The 18,290-nt window shown below is 55.9% G+C and carries 19 protein-coding genes; 9 read left to right on the top strand and 10 right to left on the bottom strand.

What is annotated here, in order from left to right; all coding sequences use genetic code 11:
- Positions 1-640 precede the first annotated feature (640 nt).
- Together PUV47_RS05450 and PUV47_RS05445 are read right to left on the bottom strand one after the other, a co-directional pair.
- The gene (locus PUV47_RS05450) at positions 641-1,663 is read right to left on the bottom strand and encodes a patatin-like phospholipase family protein (RefSeq protein WP_274217496.1); all 1,023 of its coding nucleotides are present in this window, start codon (positions 1,661-1,663) and stop codon (positions 641-643) included.
- 39 nt (positions 1,664-1,702) lie between these two features.
- Positions 1,703-2,485, bottom strand: a complete 783-nt coding sequence (locus PUV47_RS05445; protein ID WP_274217495.1) for a 3-hydroxybutyrate dehydrogenase — start codon at positions 2,483-2,485, stop codon at positions 1,703-1,705.
- A 211-nt stretch (positions 2,486-2,696) separates the two neighbouring features.
- On the opposite strand from PUV47_RS05445, the gene PUV47_RS05440 reads away from it, so the two are divergent.
- The 6 genes from PUV47_RS05440 (at position 2,697) to PUV47_RS05415 (ending at position 7,178) form a co-directional block, all read left to right on the top strand.
- Positions 2,697-3,713 carry a UDP-glucuronic acid decarboxylase family protein gene (locus PUV47_RS05440; RefSeq protein WP_274217494.1) on the top strand — a complete coding sequence of 339 codons (1,017 nt, stop codon included), beginning with the start codon at positions 2,697-2,699 and terminating at the stop codon, positions 3,711-3,713.
- A gap of 23 nt (positions 3,714-3,736) precedes the next feature.
- A complete protein-coding gene (locus PUV47_RS05435) occupies positions 3,737-3,898 on the top strand; it encodes a hypothetical protein (protein ID WP_274217493.1) in 162 nt (53 codons plus the stop codon).
- Positions 3,899-3,903: 5 nt separating this feature from the next.
- Positions 3,904-4,146, top strand: coding sequence for a hypothetical protein (locus tag PUV47_RS05430; RefSeq protein WP_274217492.1), 243 nt, complete (start codon positions 3,904-3,906; stop codon positions 4,144-4,146).
- Positions 4,147-4,251: 105 nt separating this feature from the next.
- The gene (gene ispG, locus PUV47_RS05425) at positions 4,252-5,541 is read left to right on the top strand and encodes a flavodoxin-dependent (E)-4-hydroxy-3-methylbut-2-enyl-diphosphate synthase (RefSeq protein WP_274217491.1); all 1,290 of its coding nucleotides are present in this window, start codon (positions 4,252-4,254) and stop codon (positions 5,539-5,541) included.
- Positions 5,531-6,448 (top strand): bifunctional hydroxymethylpyrimidine kinase/phosphomethylpyrimidine kinase, encoded by a 918-nt coding sequence (locus PUV47_RS05420; protein WP_274217490.1) that lies wholly within the window; start codon positions 5,531-5,533, stop codon positions 6,446-6,448. Before ispG ends, PUV47_RS05420 begins: the two co-directional genes overlap by 11 nt.
- Complete coding sequence (locus PUV47_RS05415; protein WP_274217489.1) at positions 6,441-7,178, top strand: DUF429 domain-containing protein; 738 nt, start codon at positions 6,441-6,443, stop codon at positions 7,176-7,178. Before PUV47_RS05420 ends, PUV47_RS05415 begins: the two co-directional genes overlap by 8 nt.
- A 7-nt stretch (positions 7,179-7,185) precedes the next feature.
- Here PUV47_RS05415 and PUV47_RS05410 read toward each other — a convergent pair whose 3' ends face one another.
- The 4 genes from PUV47_RS05410 to PUV47_RS05395 all read right to left on the bottom strand — a co-directional run bounded on the left by PUV47_RS05410 (position 7,186) and on the right by PUV47_RS05395 (position 11,807).
- The gene (locus PUV47_RS05410) at positions 7,186-8,205 is read right to left on the bottom strand and encodes a class I SAM-dependent methyltransferase (protein ID WP_274217488.1); all 1,020 of its coding nucleotides are present in this window, start codon (positions 8,203-8,205) and stop codon (positions 7,186-7,188) included.
- A 190-nt stretch (positions 8,206-8,395) separates the two neighbouring features.
- Positions 8,396-9,610: a L,D-transpeptidase family protein gene (locus PUV47_RS05405; RefSeq protein WP_274217487.1), complete on the bottom strand. Its 1,215-nt coding sequence runs from the start codon at positions 9,608-9,610 to the stop codon at positions 8,396-8,398.
- Between the two features lie 241 nt (positions 9,611-9,851).
- The gene (locus PUV47_RS05400; protein WP_274217486.1) at positions 9,852-10,808 is read right to left on the bottom strand and encodes an acetyl-CoA carboxylase carboxyltransferase subunit alpha; all 957 of its coding nucleotides are present in this window, start codon (positions 10,806-10,808) and stop codon (positions 9,852-9,854) included.
- Between the two features lie 168 nt (positions 10,809-10,976).
- Positions 10,977-11,807, bottom strand: coding sequence for a DUF3108 domain-containing protein (locus tag PUV47_RS05395; RefSeq protein WP_274217485.1), 831 nt, complete (start codon positions 11,805-11,807; stop codon positions 10,977-10,979).
- 361 nt (positions 11,808-12,168) lie between these two features.
- On the opposite strand from PUV47_RS05395, the gene rpmB reads away from it, so the two are divergent.
- Complete coding sequence (gene rpmB / locus PUV47_RS05390) at positions 12,169-12,459, top strand: 50S ribosomal protein L28 (protein WP_274217484.1); 291 nt, start codon at positions 12,169-12,171, stop codon at positions 12,457-12,459.
- 18 nt (positions 12,460-12,477) lie between these two features.
- Positions 12,478-13,125, top strand: coding sequence for a queuosine precursor transporter (locus PUV47_RS05385; RefSeq protein ID WP_274217483.1), 648 nt, complete (start codon positions 12,478-12,480; stop codon positions 13,123-13,125).
- A gap of 91 nt (positions 13,126-13,216) precedes the next feature.
- Here the strand turns inward: PUV47_RS05385 and PUV47_RS05380 are convergent, their stop codons facing one another.
- The 4 genes from PUV47_RS05380 to PUV47_RS05365 all read right to left on the bottom strand — a co-directional run bounded on the left by PUV47_RS05380 (position 13,217) and on the right by PUV47_RS05365 (position 17,835).
- Complete coding sequence (locus tag PUV47_RS05380) at positions 13,217-14,257, bottom strand: esterase-like activity of phytase family protein (RefSeq protein WP_274217482.1); 1,041 nt, start codon at positions 14,255-14,257, stop codon at positions 13,217-13,219.
- Positions 14,254-16,155: a cobaltochelatase subunit CobT gene (gene cobT / locus PUV47_RS05375; RefSeq protein ID WP_274217481.1), complete on the bottom strand. Its 1,902-nt coding sequence runs from the start codon at positions 16,153-16,155 to the stop codon at positions 14,254-14,256. The genes PUV47_RS05380 and cobT overlap by 4 nt, the downstream gene beginning before the upstream one ends.
- A gap of 7 nt (positions 16,156-16,162) precedes the next feature.
- On the bottom strand, positions 16,163-17,149 hold the full coding sequence (gene cobS / locus PUV47_RS05370; RefSeq protein WP_274217480.1) for a cobaltochelatase subunit CobS: 987 nt from the start codon (positions 17,147-17,149) through the stop codon (positions 16,163-16,165).
- A 71-nt stretch (positions 17,150-17,220) separates the two neighbouring features.
- Positions 17,221-17,835 (bottom strand): J domain-containing protein, encoded by a 615-nt coding sequence (locus PUV47_RS05365; RefSeq protein WP_274217479.1) that lies wholly within the window; start codon positions 17,833-17,835, stop codon positions 17,221-17,223.
- A gap of 125 nt (positions 17,836-17,960) precedes the next feature.
- On the opposite strand from PUV47_RS05365, the gene PUV47_RS05360 reads away from it, so the two are divergent.
- Positions 17,961-18,221 carry a BolA family protein gene (locus PUV47_RS05360; protein WP_274217478.1) on the top strand — a complete coding sequence of 87 codons (261 nt, stop codon included), beginning with the start codon at positions 17,961-17,963 and terminating at the stop codon, positions 18,219-18,221.
- Positions 18,222-18,290 lie beyond the last annotated feature (69 nt).

Genomic DNA, 18,290 nt, shown 5'->3' with positions numbered 1-18,290 from the left:
CCACAGGGCACGGTGCCAATAAAATCACATGAGGGTTTCAAGTCTATCTAAGCCACCGCATTTTCTTTCACTTGTTTCTCACAGTGCACCTGCGGGACACGGATTGGACAAACTTTTTGATATTCAATTTTATGGAGTATTGGGTGCGCTCTGGCATCATCAACTAAAGCGGGAATGTGCGATGACGCAGCGGCCATGAAGTAATGGCAGCTTCAGGTGGAAGTCACAGATAGGGTCGCGAACATCTGTGACTTCCACCTAAGTGCTGACTACGCAATACCTAATGTCAGCATCACCTTGATACTCAACAAACCTTTCCAAATGGTTGGCAGACATGATTTTTCGCTGTCAGGGAAAAGCCGGAATGCCGGGGTTTCCACTGGAAAGAGATCAGTCGAGAGGGGCGAAATGAAAGAGCCTCCCGGCTTTTTGCCGAGAGGCTCTTTTTGAAACTAGAGGCTGAAGACGCACTACCTGACATCAGCTGACGCACAGGTTGCAAAAGGCTTGCCAGATGTGGACGCAGTGGCGCGGCCCAGATGTAGCCATAGTTTCTGCTTGGACAACAAAATCGAGGTTAATTTAACAGGGTGTTAAAGTGTGGTGAATTGCATAATGCGATGCGCTCTGCCTTAGACCCTTAAGAGAATTCTCTCTCGAGATCCAATGTGCTTCGTTCTCCCAGGTGTTCATAGTTCTCAGCGCTCCACTTCTTGGCCGCGTTGCGCCCAATCTCAAAAAGCAATTCTATAAATTCCAATTGAGGATTCAATTTTGAAGAGGAGCCGAACGGGAGTAGATCGTGGGTGGCTTCGATGCGGTGCATAAACACTTTCGTGTAGTGATTCGCATCCAGCTTTCCTTGCTCCAGCAGGCGGGAGACAAATTCGATGGCGCGCAGCTCTCGGAGCAAGGTTGAGTTGAACGTGATCTCGTTCAGCCGCTCGGCAATCTCTTGGGCTGTTTTCGGCAATTCTTCGCGTGCCACTGGATTGATCTGAATGAGCAACACATCTGTCGTGGGCGACCGCTTGAATAGCGGAAACAATGGGGGATTGCCCATGAAGCCGCCATCCCAATAGGCCTCGCCATCAATCTCTACCGCCTGATAGACTGTTGGTAGACATGAAGAGGCAAGCACCGCGTCAGCGGTGAGTTCTCCATCGGTGAAGATCTTGATTTTGCCGGTGCGCACGTTTGTGGCTGCCACATACACTTCCACGCGATCGCAGCGACGCACGCGCTCGAAATCGATCTGGCTTTCCACCAACTCCCGCAGTGGATTGTAGTTTAAGGGATTGAGCTGATAGGGAGAGGCGACGCGGGAGACAAGATCCCAAGCCATGAAGGGCACGGAGTTGTCCAGGCTCCAGTTTCCGAAAAAAACATCAATTGGACTTCGTTGAAAAGGGCTCATGTGACTGGCCTTACTGACAGACTGCCAGAAGTTCCGTAGCGCCTCTCTCGCGCCGTCTTCTCCGCCTTTGGCAAGGCCATCTGCCAAGACGACCGCGTTCATGGCCCCAGCGCTGGTGCCCGAAATCGCCTCAATCTGCAGTTTTTCATTTTCCAGAAGCCAGTCCAAGACGCCCCAGGTGAAGGCGCCGTGGGCGCCTCCACCTTGAAGAGCCAGTTTGATTTTCTTCTGGTTTTCTCGTGCCATGCTGCGCACTCCTTCGCAGATGTTCAAGGGTCAGGAGGGCTATTGAGCAGTCCAGCCGCCATCAATCGGGATCATGGATCCGGTTATGGAGGAGGCAGCGTCCGTACACAGGAACAGGGCCACGCCAGCTACTTGTTCAACTGTAACGAACTCTTTCGTTGGCTGAGCTGCCAGAAGCACATTTTTTTTGACCTGTTCCTCTGTCAAACCACGGGCCTTCATGGTTTCAGGGATTTGCGCTTCAACCAACGGCGTCCAAACATAGCCCGGGCATATAGCGTTGACGGTGATTTTGTGCTCAGCCACTTCCAACGCTACCGTCTTGGTCAGGCCTGCGATGCCATGTTTTGCTGAGACATACGCTGACTTGAAAGGCGAGGCGACCAGCGCGTGGGCGGATGCAGTGTTGATTATCCGTCCCCAACCTTGCTTCTTCATATGCGGAACTGCTGCACGCATTGTGTGGAATGCGGAGGAGAGGTTGATGGCGATGATGGCATCCCATTTCTCGACCGGAAAGCTCTCGATGGCCTCCACATGTTGGATGCCTGCGTTATTGATTAGAATGTCTACCGTATCGAACGTGGAGACAGCCGTCTCAATCATGTCTTCGATTTCCGCCGGCTTAGTCATATCCGCACCGTGGTAGATGCACTTGACGCCAAACTCGCTCTCGATTCCTGCTCGTTCGGTTTCAATCGCTTGTGGGTCTCCAAAGCCGTTGATGACGATGTTCGCCCCTTCAGCTGCAAGTGCCTTGGCATAGGCAAGGCCAATTCCTGATGTCGATCCTGTAATTACCGCGGTTTTCCCTGTCAGCATCACGTTGCTAAGCTCCCTCTCTGGTGGCGCTGCATTCTTTCAGCAATTCTACGTAATATATGTGTAAAGCCGTAGGTTCGTGCTGCAAAGCACAAAAAACCCTAGGGAAGGTAATTTGTTAGGGGGGCAGAATTGCAAAGCGGCTGTTTTCTTCACCTTTGGTTTGGTGAGTCCGTATGCAGATGTTAGAACTTTAGGGATCGGTGATTAGATGAGTGCAGTTATTTCTGCGGCCGCTGGCGGGGCAGATCGGCGAGGCGCCAAGCGCGTTTTGGTTGCTGGTGGCGGCGGTTTTATCGGTGCCAACTTGTGTCGCGTTTTGCTTGCTCAGGGACACACCGTTATTGCGCTGGACAACTACTACAGTAGTGCGCGCCGGAACCTTCTGGATTTGGAGTCGCAGACCGGTCTGACGCTCATTGAACATGACATTATTGAACCGCTGCTGCGCCTTGAGGTGGGTGAGCTGGATGAAATCTATAATCTCGCCTGTCCGGCCTCTCCGCCACACTATCAGCGAGCGCCGCTGTTTACGCTGAAAACTTGTTTTAATGGCACCATGAATCTTTTGGATCTGGCGGTCCTAAAGAACGCGCGGTATGTGCAAGCTTCAACTTCCGAAGTTTATGGCGACCCGCAGATTCATCCGCAGCCCGAGAACTATTGGGGCTATGTGAACCCGGTTGGTATTCGTGCCTGTTATGATGAAGGAAAGCGGGCCGGTGAAACGCTTTGCATTGAGTACATGCGCCAGTATGGCGTTGACCTCCGAATTGCCCGTATCTTCAACACTTATGGCCCGTTCATGGATCCCAATGACGGCCGTGTGGTCTCGAACTTCATTGTCCAAGCACTGTCCGGGCAAGATCTGACGGTTTATGGCGATGGAAGGCAAACGCGTTCGTTTTGCTACGTTGATGACATGGTTCGCGGACTCTTGGCGCTCATGAAGGCACCAAAGGCCCCGGATGGACCGGTGAACCTGGGTAATCCATCGGAGTTCACCATGTTGGAACTGGCGGAGCTTGTTCTTGCCAAGGTTTCCTCGAAAGCTCGTCTCCGCTTTGAGCCCTTGCCGCAAGATGACCCTCAACGCCGTCAGCCAGACATATCAAAAGCGCGTGAGCATCTCTCGTGGCGACCTTCTGTTTCTCTTGCTGAAGGACTTGAAAAAACAATCAAGTACTTCGAAATGCGGTTGCATGCTGACATTGCGGCTGCGGAATAGACCTTTCAAAAAGAGAAGTATAAATGACTGTGGAATTGGGGCAGCCAGTGCTGCCAAAAGTGCTTGTGGTTCTTGGCAATTACAAGCAAAGCAACTTTATCGCTGACGCAATTCACTCCATATTCAAAGCCCGTTGGGCTATTACCGTATCCATGGCAGCAACGGCTTTTCTTTCGGCAAGTTAACTGGAATGGGCGGGTTGAAAGGGCACTACAAACCCAGCGTTGCCGAAGCAATCAAAGCTGAGCTGGATGCATGGATTGCGCGCAACTCCGACTTGCTTAAATCAAAGGGCCGCTTAAAACCGCTCCGTCGTCTGAAGACTGTTGAAGAGCTTCGGATGCGAGAGCCGAAATGGCTGTTCCGTGGTGTTGCCTCTGTTTTCAAGCGATATTTGCGCTTGAGGGATTGGTTGAGAGGGAAAAAGTATTAAGTAAGGCGGGTCGGGTGCGTAGTTGACCTTATGGTGGTCTATTGACACGCCATTGTAACTGCGGCACTCCGTGTGTCGACGTTTAGCACTGCCAGTGGACCAAAGATGACAAAACCTGCCGGGGATTACTTTTCGAAACCATTTCCACGCCGCAAGTCAGTTGGTGTGAATGTCGGCGGCGTTGTGGTGGGCGGAAATGCCCCTATCGTTGTGCAATCAATGACGAATACGGATACGGCGGATGCGGATTCCACCGTGGCTCAGGTTGCTGCGCTCGCGCGCGCCGGGTCAGAGTTGGTGCGCATAACCGTCGACCGGGATGAGTCGGCCGCTGCGGTTCCCCGTATCAAGGAGCGGCTGGAGCGCATTGGCATCGATGTACCGCTGATTGGTGACTTCCATTACAATGGCCACAAGCTCTTGGCGGACCATCCGGGCTGCGCCGAGGCGTTGGACAAATACCGGATCAATCCCGGAAATGTTGGCTTTAAAGCCAAGCGGGACAAGCAGTTTTCCCAGATCATCGAGATGGCGATCAAGCATGACAAGCCGGTTCGCATTGGCGTCAACTGGGGCTCTCTTGATCAAGAATTGCTCACGCATTTGATGGACCAGAACCAGAAGAACGGTTCTCCGATGACGGCTGAGGAAGTCATGCGGGAAGCCATTTGTCAGTCCGGTCTGCTGTCCGCACAACGGGCTGAGGAGCTCGGGCTGGGGCGTGACAAGATCATCCTCTCGGCAAAAGTTTCGCAAGTTCAAGATCTTATCGCTGTTTACACCGATTTGGCGCAGCGTTGTGACTACGCTCTTCACTTGGGCCTGACGGAAGCGGGCATGGGTACGAAGGGGATTGTTGCTTCGGCGGCGTCCATGGGTGTCCTGCTCCAACAGGGAATTGGTGACACGGTTCGCGTATCTCTGACACCAGAGCCGGGTGGCGATCGAAGCCGAGAAGTGCAGGTTTCTCAAGAGCTTCTACAAACCATGGGCTTCCGCAGCTTTGTGCCGATCGTCGCCGCGTGTCCAGGATGTGGGCGGACAACCTCCACCGTCTTCCAAGAGCTGGCCCAGGACATTCAGGGGCATATCCGCGAAAGCATGCCTGTATGGCGCGAAAAATATCCTGGTGTCGAGAGCCTGAATGTGGCGGTTATGGGCTGTATTGTGAACGGTCCGGGCGAATCCAAGCACGCCGACATCGGCATTTCGCTGCCGGGCACAGGGGAAGAACCTGCAGCTCCGGTGTTTGTAGATGGCGAAAAAACGGTGACCTTACGCGGCCCGAACATCGCCAACGAGTTCAAGGCGATGGTGCTGGAGTACATCGAAAAACGCTTCGGGACCGGCGCATCTGGCGCGGATGAAAAAGAGATATCCTCTGATGTCGCTTGAGCGCTTCATAAAGAAGCCGGAGGATTTTCGGTCTCATGAAGGCGATGGGCTGAAGCCTGTCGTGCTGCTGATCGGCGCGCAAGGGGTACGCACCACCTGCGGCCTCCAGGGGGCCGCCTTTGCCCTTCAGCGCCTCGAACATCAGGTCTGGCAAGTTCCAACGGCCATGATCCCATGGCCAAGCAGTCATGGTCCAAGTGCAGCCTTTGTTCCTCAAGATACTGATTTCAAACGGCTTATCGATGACACCATCAATGCGCCTTGGCTTGATCAGGTGGGCGGTATTTTCACTGGCTGCCTTGCGAGTGCCACGCAGGTCCACGAGGTTGCGCGGCTGATACAAGCTGTGCGTGGCTTGAACCCAAGCGTCACCTGCCTCTGCGATCCGGCGCTGGGCGGCACTGAGGAAGAGGCGGTCAATCCAGACTTGCTCAGGAGCTTGATTGAAAAGTTATTCCCGCTCGCCGATTGTGTGACTCCCAACCGTGAGGAACTTGCGGTGCTGAGTGGCTTCAGTGCCGAGACGGAACAGGAAGCGGTGGCAGCGGCCCGCCTGCTGGATGTGGCGCATGTGGTGATAACTTCGGCACCAGCTCTGCGCCGGAACAGCATGGCCAACATTCTGGTCGAGCCTGGATTGGCCACGATCATTGAACATGCGCAGGTTCCCAACGCGCCCAAAGGGGCTGGGACGCTTTTGTCAGCGCTGTTTTATGCCCGCTGGCTAGACGGCGCAGCGCCTGCGGACGCGCTGAAAAAGGCAACAGCATCAACGTTTGAACTGGTGGCCCGGTCCGTCAAGATGGCGGGGGATGAGCTTCTTATCCCACAGAACCAGGGCGTCTTGCTGCAGCCAATGGCGCTGATCAACGCTCGCCGAATTGTGGAGGCGCCCGCCCGTGCCTGATGGCGAACCCGTTTGGGTCGCGGGAGTTGATGGGTGCCGGGCAGGGTGGTTAGCCATCTTTCGAGACGTGAACAAGGTGGCTGAGCCAACTTTGCGTTTGTTTGAAAGATTTGCGGATATTCTGCGTTCGCCAACGCAACCAGCCAAAATCGCCGTGGACATGCCCATTGGACTTCCCGATCACATGGGCTCGACGGGACGCGGTGCGGAGAAGGCGGTGCGCGCTCATCTGGGCATGCGACAGTCCACGGTGTTCGCTATCCCCTCTCGGAAAGCCGTTTACTGCGAAGACTATTGGGAGGCTTGTGAGGTGGCCATGGCAACCTCCAGCCCACCCCGGAAGGTTTCCAAGCAGGCATTCTATCTGTTCCCGAAAATACGCGAGCTTGACGAAGTTATGCTCCCTGCGCTGGAAGAGACTATCTTCGAAGTTCATCCGGAGATGGCGTTCTGGCGGCTGAATGGGCAAGCGCCGATCCCTCTTCCGAAGAAGGTCAAAGGGCAACCGAATGGGGCCGGGTTGGATATGCGACGGGATTTATTGACACAGTTTGACTATTCAAAGCGCTTTCTTGATCAGAAGCCGCCGAAGGGCGCTGGCAGAGATGATGTGCTGGATGCCTGTGTGAACGCTGTCATCGCTGAAAGGCTCTATCACGGCGAGGCTGAGCCGTTCCCGCAGGACTTTCGGCGCGACGGGCGCGGCTTGCGCATGGCGATCTGGGCGTGAGAGCTGCCTAGTTGATTGGCGTGCCGACAACAGCAAGGTCTGCAGTGGGGATGTCCGCATAGGGCCTCAGGTAGTCAGCGGAGTAAAGAGCCGTATCGGATTTGACGCTGGTGGGACGCGAGGCGTGGGTGACGGAAAAACCGGCTCGGGTCATGGTGTCTATCAGGCTCTTTAGTGAGAAATGCAGGGTGTGCGGTTCAAACAGAATGCCATCTCGGCTGCCCGCTTTGAGCCGCTGGATGTGATCTGCCCCGTCTGGGACAAAGATGACCAGTTTCCCCTCCGCCTTAAGCAGGGCGCGAAACTTGGCCAAGGTGCCCATCAAGTCCTCAGCTGCCAAGTGCTCAAGGACATGGCTGGCGTAAATGGCGTTTAGTTTCAAATCCGGATTTTCCAGTGCGGTAACAGTGACCCCCAGCTCCCCTTGCAGAATTCGCAGGGCGTACTGATCGCTCTCAACGGCGTACTTGGTCCGGGCTTCAGATTCATGCAGGAGGATACCCACGCCGCATCCAAAGTCCAATATGGCGTGGTCTTCATGATCGCCTGCGAGCGAGAGCATCAGCTTGGCCCGGTTTTTCATGCGTTCGTAGGTCTTGCTCTGCAAGAACTCGTTTTCTGGGCCGAAAAAGGGTTTGCCGGAGGTTCTGAACTGCTGCACGTCATGCGCATATTGCGCGCTGTAATATTTGTCTAAATCGAATGTCATTTTAGGCACATGCGCTGAACCGCAGGTCGCGCATCGCACCAGCAACAAGGTTGAAAACAGATGGCTGCGTTGCGGATAGGCGCCTACTTCTAAGCTGGTGGCGTCCAAGCAGTCGCAGAGCTTGTGTTCCAGCAACTGCTCCATGTTCAAAAAGTGGGGAACGGACTGCTTGAGCCGAGAGAGTTCACCGACGTTGGCATCATACCGTTGCTTGAAGGCGGTCAGGCTCGTCTTCATGTCGTCGAAATGTCTTGCCTTGAACAGGCTCTTTTGACACTTCTCGAGGCTGACGAGAGCGTCCTTGAAGTCTTTGCTCATTGACCACTATCCAATCCTGCAAGGCAAGCATGGCATGCAATTTACTAAGGATTCGACGTTCATCAACTCGGTGCTTTTGGCACCACGGTTTCCCGAGGGCGTTGGTTTGGGCCAGGTAAGGCTCTAGAAAATAAAGGAAAGGGCCGCAAACGGTGTTTGCAGCCCTCATGTCAATTGGTGGTGTTTCGGCTTATGGCTTGGCAGCTGGGATCGGGGCGTTCGGATCTGGTGTGCCGATCTGTGCCACCTTGGCCTTGTCACTTTCCCCGCTCTGACCGAATGGGAAAATGCTGTCAAAGAAACCGAAAGCACGTGAGCCCGAGCCCTCATCGGCAGTCTCTGCAGGAGACGGTTGGGCGGTGAGAGCAAGCGGTGCCACGGTGGCTTGAGCGCTTGGTGTGCTTGCCACGGTGGTTGAGGCTGGTGCTGAACGCGCAACAGATGTTGGCGCAGGTGTATCGGTTGCCACTGGCGCTTCGTCAGCCTGATCGTTGCCAAAGAAGGCTGCGATTGCCGCCTTGCGACGGGCGCTTTCTTCCTCAGCCAAAATAATTTTGGCCATTTCCTGAGCGTCGCTCTGCTGCTTCTTGTTGAAAGCAACCGCGATGCCCTCTGGCAACTGGTAGTCTGGGCAGGCTATGCGTGGGCTGAACTTGGCTCCGCGCTGGGTCGGCTGCGCGTTAAAGACATAGCGGCTGTCACAGACGTCGATCTTTGGCGGTACCTTGGCGATCTCGAAGTGGTCGTAACCTTCCTTCAGAATCTGCCAAAACTCGAAGTGTTCGTTGTGACGGTGGCGTGCCATGTTCTCCGGTGTCATGCGGAAGGGGAACGCCTGTACCTGAAAATCGCGCTGACCGCCCATGAAGCTGTCACGAGCCAAGGCGTAGATGTCAGCCATCTGTTCGTCAGTCATGGCATAACAGCCACGGGATGAGCAGGCACCATGGACCATCAAATGTGACCCTGTGCGCTCGTGGGCGCGGTCAAACTTGTTAGGATAGCCGAGGTTGAAAGAGAGGTAATAGTTCGAGTTCGGGTTCATAAGACCCGGCGTAACGGTGTAGAACCCTTCAGGCGCCTGACGGTCACCCTCTTTGAACTTCGGACCGAGCTTGCCGGACCATTTGCAGATATCAAAGGTATCGAGCTTTTCGTAGGTGCCGTCACGGGTCTGCTTCCAGATCTCCAGTTCGGACTCTTCCTTGAAAATGCGCACGAGAATAGGAGAGGTCTTCTCCATGTTTTCGGCTTTCATTTTCCGCTGAAGGTCGGCGCTGACAGGGCGCTGATGCTTGGCATCTGTAAACTCTGAGGCCTGACAACCGGCGAGAAGTCCTGCAACCGCCAAAACGGCCAGTTTCTTCATCGTACCTGCATAGGCACTTTCAAGCTTCTTCTTCATGCAGCGCGCCCCATTTTTCCGTTTTTGGCAGAGCCCGACACAGTGAACCCGACACTGTGTCCGCAGGAAAAATCTTAGACAGGTATAGTTGATAGGTGGTTACCCGTCGAGTGAACAGAATTGCATTGTTAATATCTTGTTTGAAACAAACTTGCTTTCCCAGAGTAATTGCAGTCCCTAACGAAGAAAAGGTGCCAAATTGTGGCACCTTTTCCTAATAAAACCGACTTGTTGCCGTGGGCTAGCCCAGTTCGCGGCCAATTCGCAGGAATTTCTCGCGGCGATGGGTGCGCAGGCTGGCGCCGTCCATCTGGGTCAGAGAATGCAGCGCGTTTTCAAGGGTCTTGCCAGCGCTGTTCACCACGGTTTCCTTGGCGCGGTGGGCGCCGCCAATTGGTTCATCGATGATCTCATCAATGATCTTCAGCGACATGAGGTCCTGAGCGGTGATCTTCATGTTGGTGGCCGCTTCCTGTGCCTTTGCGCTGTCGCGCCACAGAATGGAAGCACCTGCTTCTGGAGAGATCACGGAATAGATGGAATGCTCCAGCATGGCGACATGGTTTGCTGTGGCAATGGCGATCGCGCCTCCGGAGCCACCTTCGCCAATAACGAGGGAAACGCTTGGAATGGTCAGACCCAGACAGGTATCTGTTGAACGGGCGATGGCTTCTGCCTGACCGCGTTCTTCGGCACCAATGCCAGGGTATGCGCCGGCGGTGTCAACGAAGGACACCAGCGGAATGTCGAAGCGGTTTGCCATTTCCATGATGCGCACGGCCTTGCGGTAGCCCTCCGGGCGGGCCATGCCGAAGTTGCGCTTCAGGCGGCTTTCCGTGTCGTGTCCTTTTTCCTGACCGATAACGGCAATGGACTGACCACGAAAACGACCAAAGCCTGCGATGATGGCATTGTCCTCGGAGAACTTGCGATCACCGGCAAGTGGCGTGAAATCTGTGATCAGACCGCTGATGTAATCCACGGAATGCGGACGGTCCGGATGGCGGGCGATCAGGGTTTTCTGCCAAGGAGTCAGCTTGGAATAGATATCCCTCAAAGCTGCGTCGGCTTTTTCCTGAAGGCGGGAGATTTCGTCATCAACGTCAACCGCTTCACCGCCCTCGGCCAGGATCTTGAGTTCCTGGACCTTGCCTTCAAGGTCGGCAACCGATTTTTCGAATTCTAGGTAACTGCGCATATAGACATTCACTCGTAACAAGCTGCAGGTTCAACCTGTCATGGTTGGACAAGGAACCGCGCGTAATTTTTGGCGCGACACTGGCGTTGAAGGGCCTTTGTGTCAAGGTCTCCGGAGATAAAACTGGGTGTGCGTTCGGCCGAGCGCAATATGTGACAGGTATTTTTGCTAGTTTCCAGCGTTGGATGCTGTGCTGAGCGCAGAAACCATGTCGAGGCGCTCAGCTTGTATCAGCAGGGTACCTGTGGGGGTGGGAATAGAAATCCGATAGGGGATCAAAACCCGCGAAGAACCTACCGGCGCAAACCACGCTTCAATATCATTTGCTTGTTGAAGCATTTTCACGTTCTTGCGCTCAGGGCGGTGTCCTGCGACCGGATCCCATCTCACTTTACAGACAACCACATCACCGTCATAGCCGCGGCCGGAGACGGACTTGATTGTTTTATATTCCATTTTTACGTCGAAGCGGGTCCAGCCGTCATAAATCGGCAGCGTGCGATTGCAGACGGAGGCATCCAGCACCTTGGCGCGTGATGGTGCGGGCACCACAGCCGCGCTGAGCGGGTCCATGGCATTTCGCTTGTGACGCTTTGTCATTTTAATACGCGTCTTGGAGGGTTTGAACTGGGGCACCACTTCAGCCTGACGCACATGGCCAGAACCTTGACGCAGGTTTACGAAAAAATCTCGGTTCGCTGCCTGAGACGCCATGGTGTAGCGCGATGGCAGAACTCGCTTGCCTTTGAGCCAGCCGGTTGCCTCTGCACCGCCTTTACCTGTGGAGAACAGGGTGCCGATTCCCGCAGGCTCCATTCCCACCTTTGCGGAGTATGCGTTGCCTTGCAGAACCAGAGACAAAGAGCCACGTCCAACAGTGAAGCCAGCTATGGAAATGTCATAGGTGCCACCCACCTGCTGGGTTTTAGCTTCTGTAGTAGTTGTGGATAGTGTTGCAAAAGCGAGAAGAGCACAAACACTGGACACGACTTTGCGCATGTGGGAATGCGCCCGAGACTTTATTGGGAACACGATCCAATACCTCCATGGCCCCTTTGTTTTTATGTGGGCGGCCGACTTTCTCTGGACTACTCCATTGTTCCAGAGATTTCTTGACGACAATAGTGGAACAAGGTAACGCCGAGGTTAAGAGCACGAGAAATGTTCTATTCCGCTTGAAATGCGAGGCGGACTCGTGCAAAGCCTTGACGAAATCGCCTGCACTCTTTATAGCAGGCCGACTTTTCATTACAGCGCCGGATGTGGCACCGCTGGACTCGTAGAGGTCCGCGACCTCCCGGTTTAACTCAAGCACCCGCGTTTGAAGGCGCGGGTGAACTAATTAAAAAGGGTGACCCTCATGGCACGCCGCTGCGAACTGACCGGCAAAGACGTGATGACTGGCAACAACGTCAGCCACGCAAACAACAAGAACCGTCGTCGTTTTCTGCCTAACCTCTGCAACGTTTCTCTGATGAGCGACACGCTGGGCGAAACTTACAAGCTGCGCATCTCCGCACACGCTCTGCGCTCCGTTGAGCACCGCGGTGGTCTGGATGCCTTTCTTCTGAAGGCTGTTGAAGCAGAACTGTCTCCAAAGGCACGTCTGCTGCGCACCGAAATCAAGCGCCGTCAGGCAGCTGCTGCGTAATCAGCTGACACAAGCTTCATGACAGCAGCAAAAACAAACACAGCGCGCCCGATCGCGATTGGCATCATGGCGATGACCGCCGTGGTTGTCGCGTCCAACATTCTGGTTCAGTACCCTGTTCACGGAATGCTCGGTTCGATCAATCTCGCTGATCTGCTGACATGGGGCGCGTTTACGTATCCGGCCGCATTTCTGGTAACGGACCTGATCAACCGTCGTTTCGGGCCTCAAGCTGCCCGCCGCGTGGTTTATGCAGGTTTCGCCGTTGCCGTTGTGCTGTCGATCGTGCTGGCGACGCCGCGCATTGCTCTGGCATCAGGATCTGCGTTCCTGTTCGGACAGCTGTTTGATGTTGCCGTGTTCAACCGCCTGCGTGGCGGGGCATGGTGGAAGGCTCCCGTGATCTCTTCCACGCTCGGCAGTATTCTGGACACATTGCTGTTCTTCAGCATCGCGTTTGCAGGCAGCTTTGCATTCCTTGGCTACCACGATGATTTCGCGGTTGGCTCCGCGCCTTTGCTTGGCGCGTTTGCCCTGGAAGTTCCTCGTTGGATCTCCTGGGCGTTGGGCGACTTCTGCGTCAAGCTGATTGTGGCCATGGGGCTGCTGGTGCCTTACCGCGTTCTGATGATGTGGCTGGTGCCTGCGGAACAACGCACCGCCTAAGCGACACGATACGGACAAACGACTTTCAAAAAAGGCTCTGCTTTCAAAGCGGGGCCTTTTTTGGTTTTGGGCTTCAGGTCTTGGAAAAAGGTCAGAGGTCGAGACGGAAACGCAGCAGCAGTGTGCGCTGAAGCAGGTTGCGGTTATCATCGGACATGAGCGTGAGAATGGTTGCGCCGTCCGCCCTCTGATGCACGGTGAGCACTTCCATGTTGTCGATCTGGTAGCCGAAGTCGGCAGTATAGAGGATTGTGCCGGATATCCGCGCGCCCGGCTTAAGCTGTGAAGCACTGATGTGGCGCAGGCGCATCTGCAGGCCTTCGCGCAGGTTAAACAGCCTCTCAAGAATGAGAAGGTCACCGGATGGCAGGAACGCAGCGTCCGTCACATCAAAGTTGCCATGGCGCACAATCTCGAAATCTTTCGCTTGGCCGTTGGCGCTGATGATGAAGCCGGGCCGATTGTCTGCAAGACTGCGGCCGCGCTCCGCAATGGCAATGAGCTTGCCTGAAAAGGTGGAGTTGGCTGGACCTGCGGCAATGGCTTCGAGTCCCTTGTTGCCGCCGAGCTGATGCACAGGGGCGGGAACTGGTAGAGAGCTGGCCCGAGGGGGGACCTCCTCAATGGGGGCAGGGTATGAAAACAGGCCGCCGCGCCCTTCATAACTGGCGATGAGCTGCGCCGGGGTGACGGAGGTATCCAGCGTCAGGGCTTCCGTATCGGCTCTGCGGCTTCCAGGGAGAGGCCTTCCCTTGTCATCGACCATCGGGGCGATTGCGCCGTCAAACACGCTGAGAGGCCGTCCGTCGACGTCCTGGCGCAGATTGAAGCGCACCCAGTAGCCCGCATCTGTGATTGTAGTGAATGCGGAGCCATCCGGCGCTGGGACCGCACCGGATATGCCGCCGAAATGGCGCTCCTGCGCCCACAGCTGCAAGCCGCCAAGAAACAGGAGCGGGCCGAAACGGCGCAGCTCGCCATCACTGATGCGAAATCGTGTCAGCGGTTTGTAGCGTATGGGAATGCTCTGAAACGTGGCGGCGGCACGGGCAGGGGATGACAGCCACGGCAGGGCGTGGCTGGTGATCCCGGCTCCCACTCCGGTCAGGAATGCGCGCCGGGACAGTTTCATCCGTACTTGCGGCCGCGACGTGGACGGTTGTCGACCTGAGCGTTTTCATCAAACAGGTCCGCAAGTTGGTCGGTCATGGCGCCTGCCAGCTCTTCCGCGTCCACGATGGTGACCGCACGGCGATAGTAGCGGGTGACGTCGTGGCCAATGCCGATGGCGATCAGCTCCACCGGAGAACGGGTCTCGATTTCATCGATGACCTTGCGCAGGTGCTTTTCGAGATAGTTGCCCGGATTGACGGAAAGCGTGCAGTCATCCACCGGGGCACCGTCGGAGATCATCATCAGGATGCGGCGCTGTTCCGGGCGGCCAAGCAGACGCTTGTGGGCCCAATCCAATGCCTCGCCATCAATGTTCTCCTTCAGCAGGCCCTCACGCATCATCAGGCCGAGGTTGCGCTTGGCACGACGCCATGGCGCATCAGCGGACTTGTAGATGATGTGGCGCAGGTCGTTGAGGCGACCCGGATTGCCCGGCTTGCCTGCTTCGAGCCACGCTTCGCGGGATTTGCCGCCCTTCCACGCCTTGGTGGTGAAACCAAGGATCTCCACCTTCACGCCGCAACGCTCAAGGGTGCGCGCCAGAATGTCGGCGCACGTGGCCGCAACGGTGATGGGTCGCCCGCGCATGGAGCCGGAGTTGTCGAGAAGAAGCGTGACGACTGTATCGCGGAACTCAGTGTCCTGCTCCCACTTGAACGCCATGGGCTGCATGGGGTCGATGACCACGCGGTGCAGACGGGCGCTGTCGATGATGCCTTCTTCCAGATCGAAGTCCCATGACCGGTTTTGCTGCGCCATCAACTTGCGTTGCAGGCGGTTCGCAAGGCGAGATACAGCGCCGGACAGGGTTGCCAGCTGCTTGTCGAGGAACCCGCGCAAACGGTCGAGCTCTTCCTGATCGCAAAGCTCTTCCGCCGTGATGGTTTCATCGTGGGCGTGGGTGTAGACCACATAGTCGTCTTGTGGCGGCTGGTTGGTGAAAGGCAGATCCTGACGGTCCTGGGTGCCGGGCTCTTCGCTGTCGGCAGCCATGTCCTCGTCGCTCATCTGCTCCATCTGGCTTTCGTCGCCTTCGGTTTCACCCGCCTGCTGTTCCTCGCCAGAATGTTGCTCATCCTGTGGCGGGGCTTCCTGATCGCCTTGGTCTTCCTGCGTCTCACCAGAGGTGTCCTGACGCTGGTCCTGATCCTCGGGGCTGCCTTGTTCCTCTTCCGGATCCTCTTCCGGATCTTCGCCGAGTTCGTCCGCCATCTCCAGATGGGATAGCAGATCGCGCATCTTCAGGGAAAATGCACCCTGATCTTCGAGCACGCCCATCAGATTGTCGAGGTCGGTACCCGCCTTGTCCTCGATCCACGGGCGCCACAGGTCCACGAGGTTCTGCGCGCTCTTGGGCGGTTTGCGGCCTGTCAGGCGTTCGCGCACCATGAGGGCGACGGCGTCTTCCAGCGGCGCTTCTTCCCGGCTGGTGGCCTTGGAAAGTTCGCTTTTGCGATAGCGGTCTTCCAGCATGGCGTCGATGTTGTCGCCAATGCCAACCATTCGGTTCGCCCCAACGGCCTCACAGCGGGTCTGCTCGACCGCGTCAAAAATGGCGCGAGCGTTCTGGCCCGTGGGGCTGAAGCGGTTGTGGATCGCCTTGTTGTGAACCGCGCGGCGCAGAGCCATGGAGTCGCCAAGGCCACGGGTGATCTGGATGTCGCGCAGGGTCAGGCTGCGCGGCAAATCCGGAAGCCGGATCTTGTCGCCGACCATGCCGGGCGGGTCATTGGAGAACGCCACGTCCAGCTCAGCCTCAGCAGAAATGGCCTTCACAGCGGAGCTGATGGCCTGCTTGAGAGGCTGAGTGACTGGCTTGTTCTGCCCGCGAGAGTTGCTGTTGCTGCGCCCTGCCATGTGGGCCTCAGCTCAGTGCAACGTTGGCTGCCGATTCAGAAAGCTCCTCGCCAAAGCAACGCTGGTAGAACTCGGAGACCAGCGCCTGTTCCATGTCGTCACACTTGTTGAGGAATGTGACACGGAAGGCAAAACCGATGTCGCCAAAAATCTCGGCATTCTCAGACCATGTGATGACCGTACGCGGGCTCATGACGGTGGAAATGTCACCGTTGATGAAAGCGTTACGGGTCAGGTCTGCCACGCGAACCATCTTGTTGACGGTGTCGCGGCCGCGCTCGTTGGCGTAGTGCGGAGACTTGGAGAGAATGATCTCGACTTCGTTGTCATGCGGCAGGTAGTTCAGCGTTGTCACAATCGACCAGCGGTCCATCTGACCCTGGTTGATCTGCTGGGTGCCGTGATAAAGCCCGGAGGTGTCGCCCAGACCAACGGTGTTTGCAGTTGCGAACAGACGGAAGGCTGGATGTGGACGGATGACGCGGTTCTGATCGAGGAGGGTCAGGCGACCGGAGACTTCCAGAACGCGCTGGATCACGAACATCACGTCCGGGCGGCCTGCGTCGTATTCGTCAAACACGAGAGCAACGTTGTTCTGAAGCGCCCATGGCAGGATGCCGTCCTTGAACTCGGTGACGGTTTGCCCCTCTTTGATCACGATGGCGTCTTTACCAACGAGATCGATACGGCTGACGTGGCTGTCGAGGTTGACGCGCACGGTTGGCCAGTTGAGGCGTGCCGCGACCTGCTCGATGTGGGTGGATTTGCCGGTGCCGTGGTAGCCGGTGACCATGACGCGGCGGTTGCGGGCAAAGCCTGCAAGAATGGCCAGCGTTGTGGTCTTGTCGAAAAGGTAGTCCTTGTCGATGTCCGGAACATGTTCATCCGCCTTGGAAAAAGCAGGAACCTTCAGATCGGTATCGATGCCGAATACGTCGCGAACGGAGATTTCGATATCCGGAAGGGTTTCGGATGCGTAGGTTGAGTCTGTCATCTGTCCTCCAAGGCCCGGCCTACAGAGCTGGCCGGGTGGAAATTCCTAGGTCTCGGTGCGCAGCAGGGCGCTTAACACAGTCCAGCCTTTTTGAGGGTGTTGTAGGCTTGAATGATTTCTCGCAGTCGGTCCTCAGAGGACCGGTCACCGCCGTTGGCGTCAGGATGGTGTAGTTTTACTAGCTCTTTATAGCGCGATTTGATCTCTTGGCCACGGGCAGTTGTGCTTAAGTTCAAAGCTTCAAATGATCTTTTCTCAAGAGCGAGCACCTTACGTTGCGGTGCTTGGCGGTTGGCCCGGCCTGTTTGCGCTCCGTTGAAGAAGTCATGAGGATCGTCATAGGCGTCTTCATTCAACGTGCTGCGGCTGCCATCGCGCTGCGCCCCCGTAGCCGAATTGACCCCCATTTTCCAAGTGGGCCGGTGTCCGGTGACGGAATCCCGCTGATAGGTGCGCACGGTCTCGTCGTCCATGCCGGAAAAATAATTGTAGCTCTTGTTGTAGAGCCGCACGTGATCGACACAGAAGTGGAAGTACTGGCCTTCCCGGTCGCGGCCCTTGGGCGCACGATGGGTGCCGGGCTTGTTGCACCCTTCCCATTCACACTGCGGATTGCGCGCCTGTTGCTGGCGCTCCTTGTCCGGCTTGACGCGAATGCTATCGAAAAGGGACGAATTCAGCTTCATTTTCCGTCATTCACAGTTGCGTGGTGGTTATTGGTTCTGACGAAACAGAACCGACCTAGATAGAAGGAACCGACCATTTAAAGCAAGGCCTTGACCGCTCTTTCATCTCAGGGAATACAGGGTATATGAGCATGAAAGATACCATAGCAAGCAAGCTCACGGCCGAGTTTTCGCCTAAGCTGCTCGAAGTGATTGATGAATCTCATCTGCATGCTGGACATGCCGGATGGCGGGAAGGTGGCGAAACCCATTTTCGGATTCGCATAGTTTCCACAGCCTTCCAGAACCAAAACCGGGTTGCCATTCATCGTATGGTCAACAAGGCTTTGGCGGATGAGCTGGCGCAGAGCGTGCATGCTCTGGCGATTGATGCCAAGGCCGAGTGAGCCTCAGGTGTTTTTGAAAAAAATAAAGCGCTCAGACACGGGCTGAGCGCTTTTTTATTCGGGTCTGTT

Source organism: Pseudovibrio exalbescens (genome assembly GCF_028737195.1).
In the GTDB taxonomy this organism is placed as follows: Bacteria; Pseudomonadota; Alphaproteobacteria; order Rhizobiales; family Stappiaceae; genus Pseudovibrio; species Pseudovibrio zosterae.
Note: the sequence above shows the minus strand (reverse complement) of the source record. Positions and strands in the feature narration are given on the sequence as shown.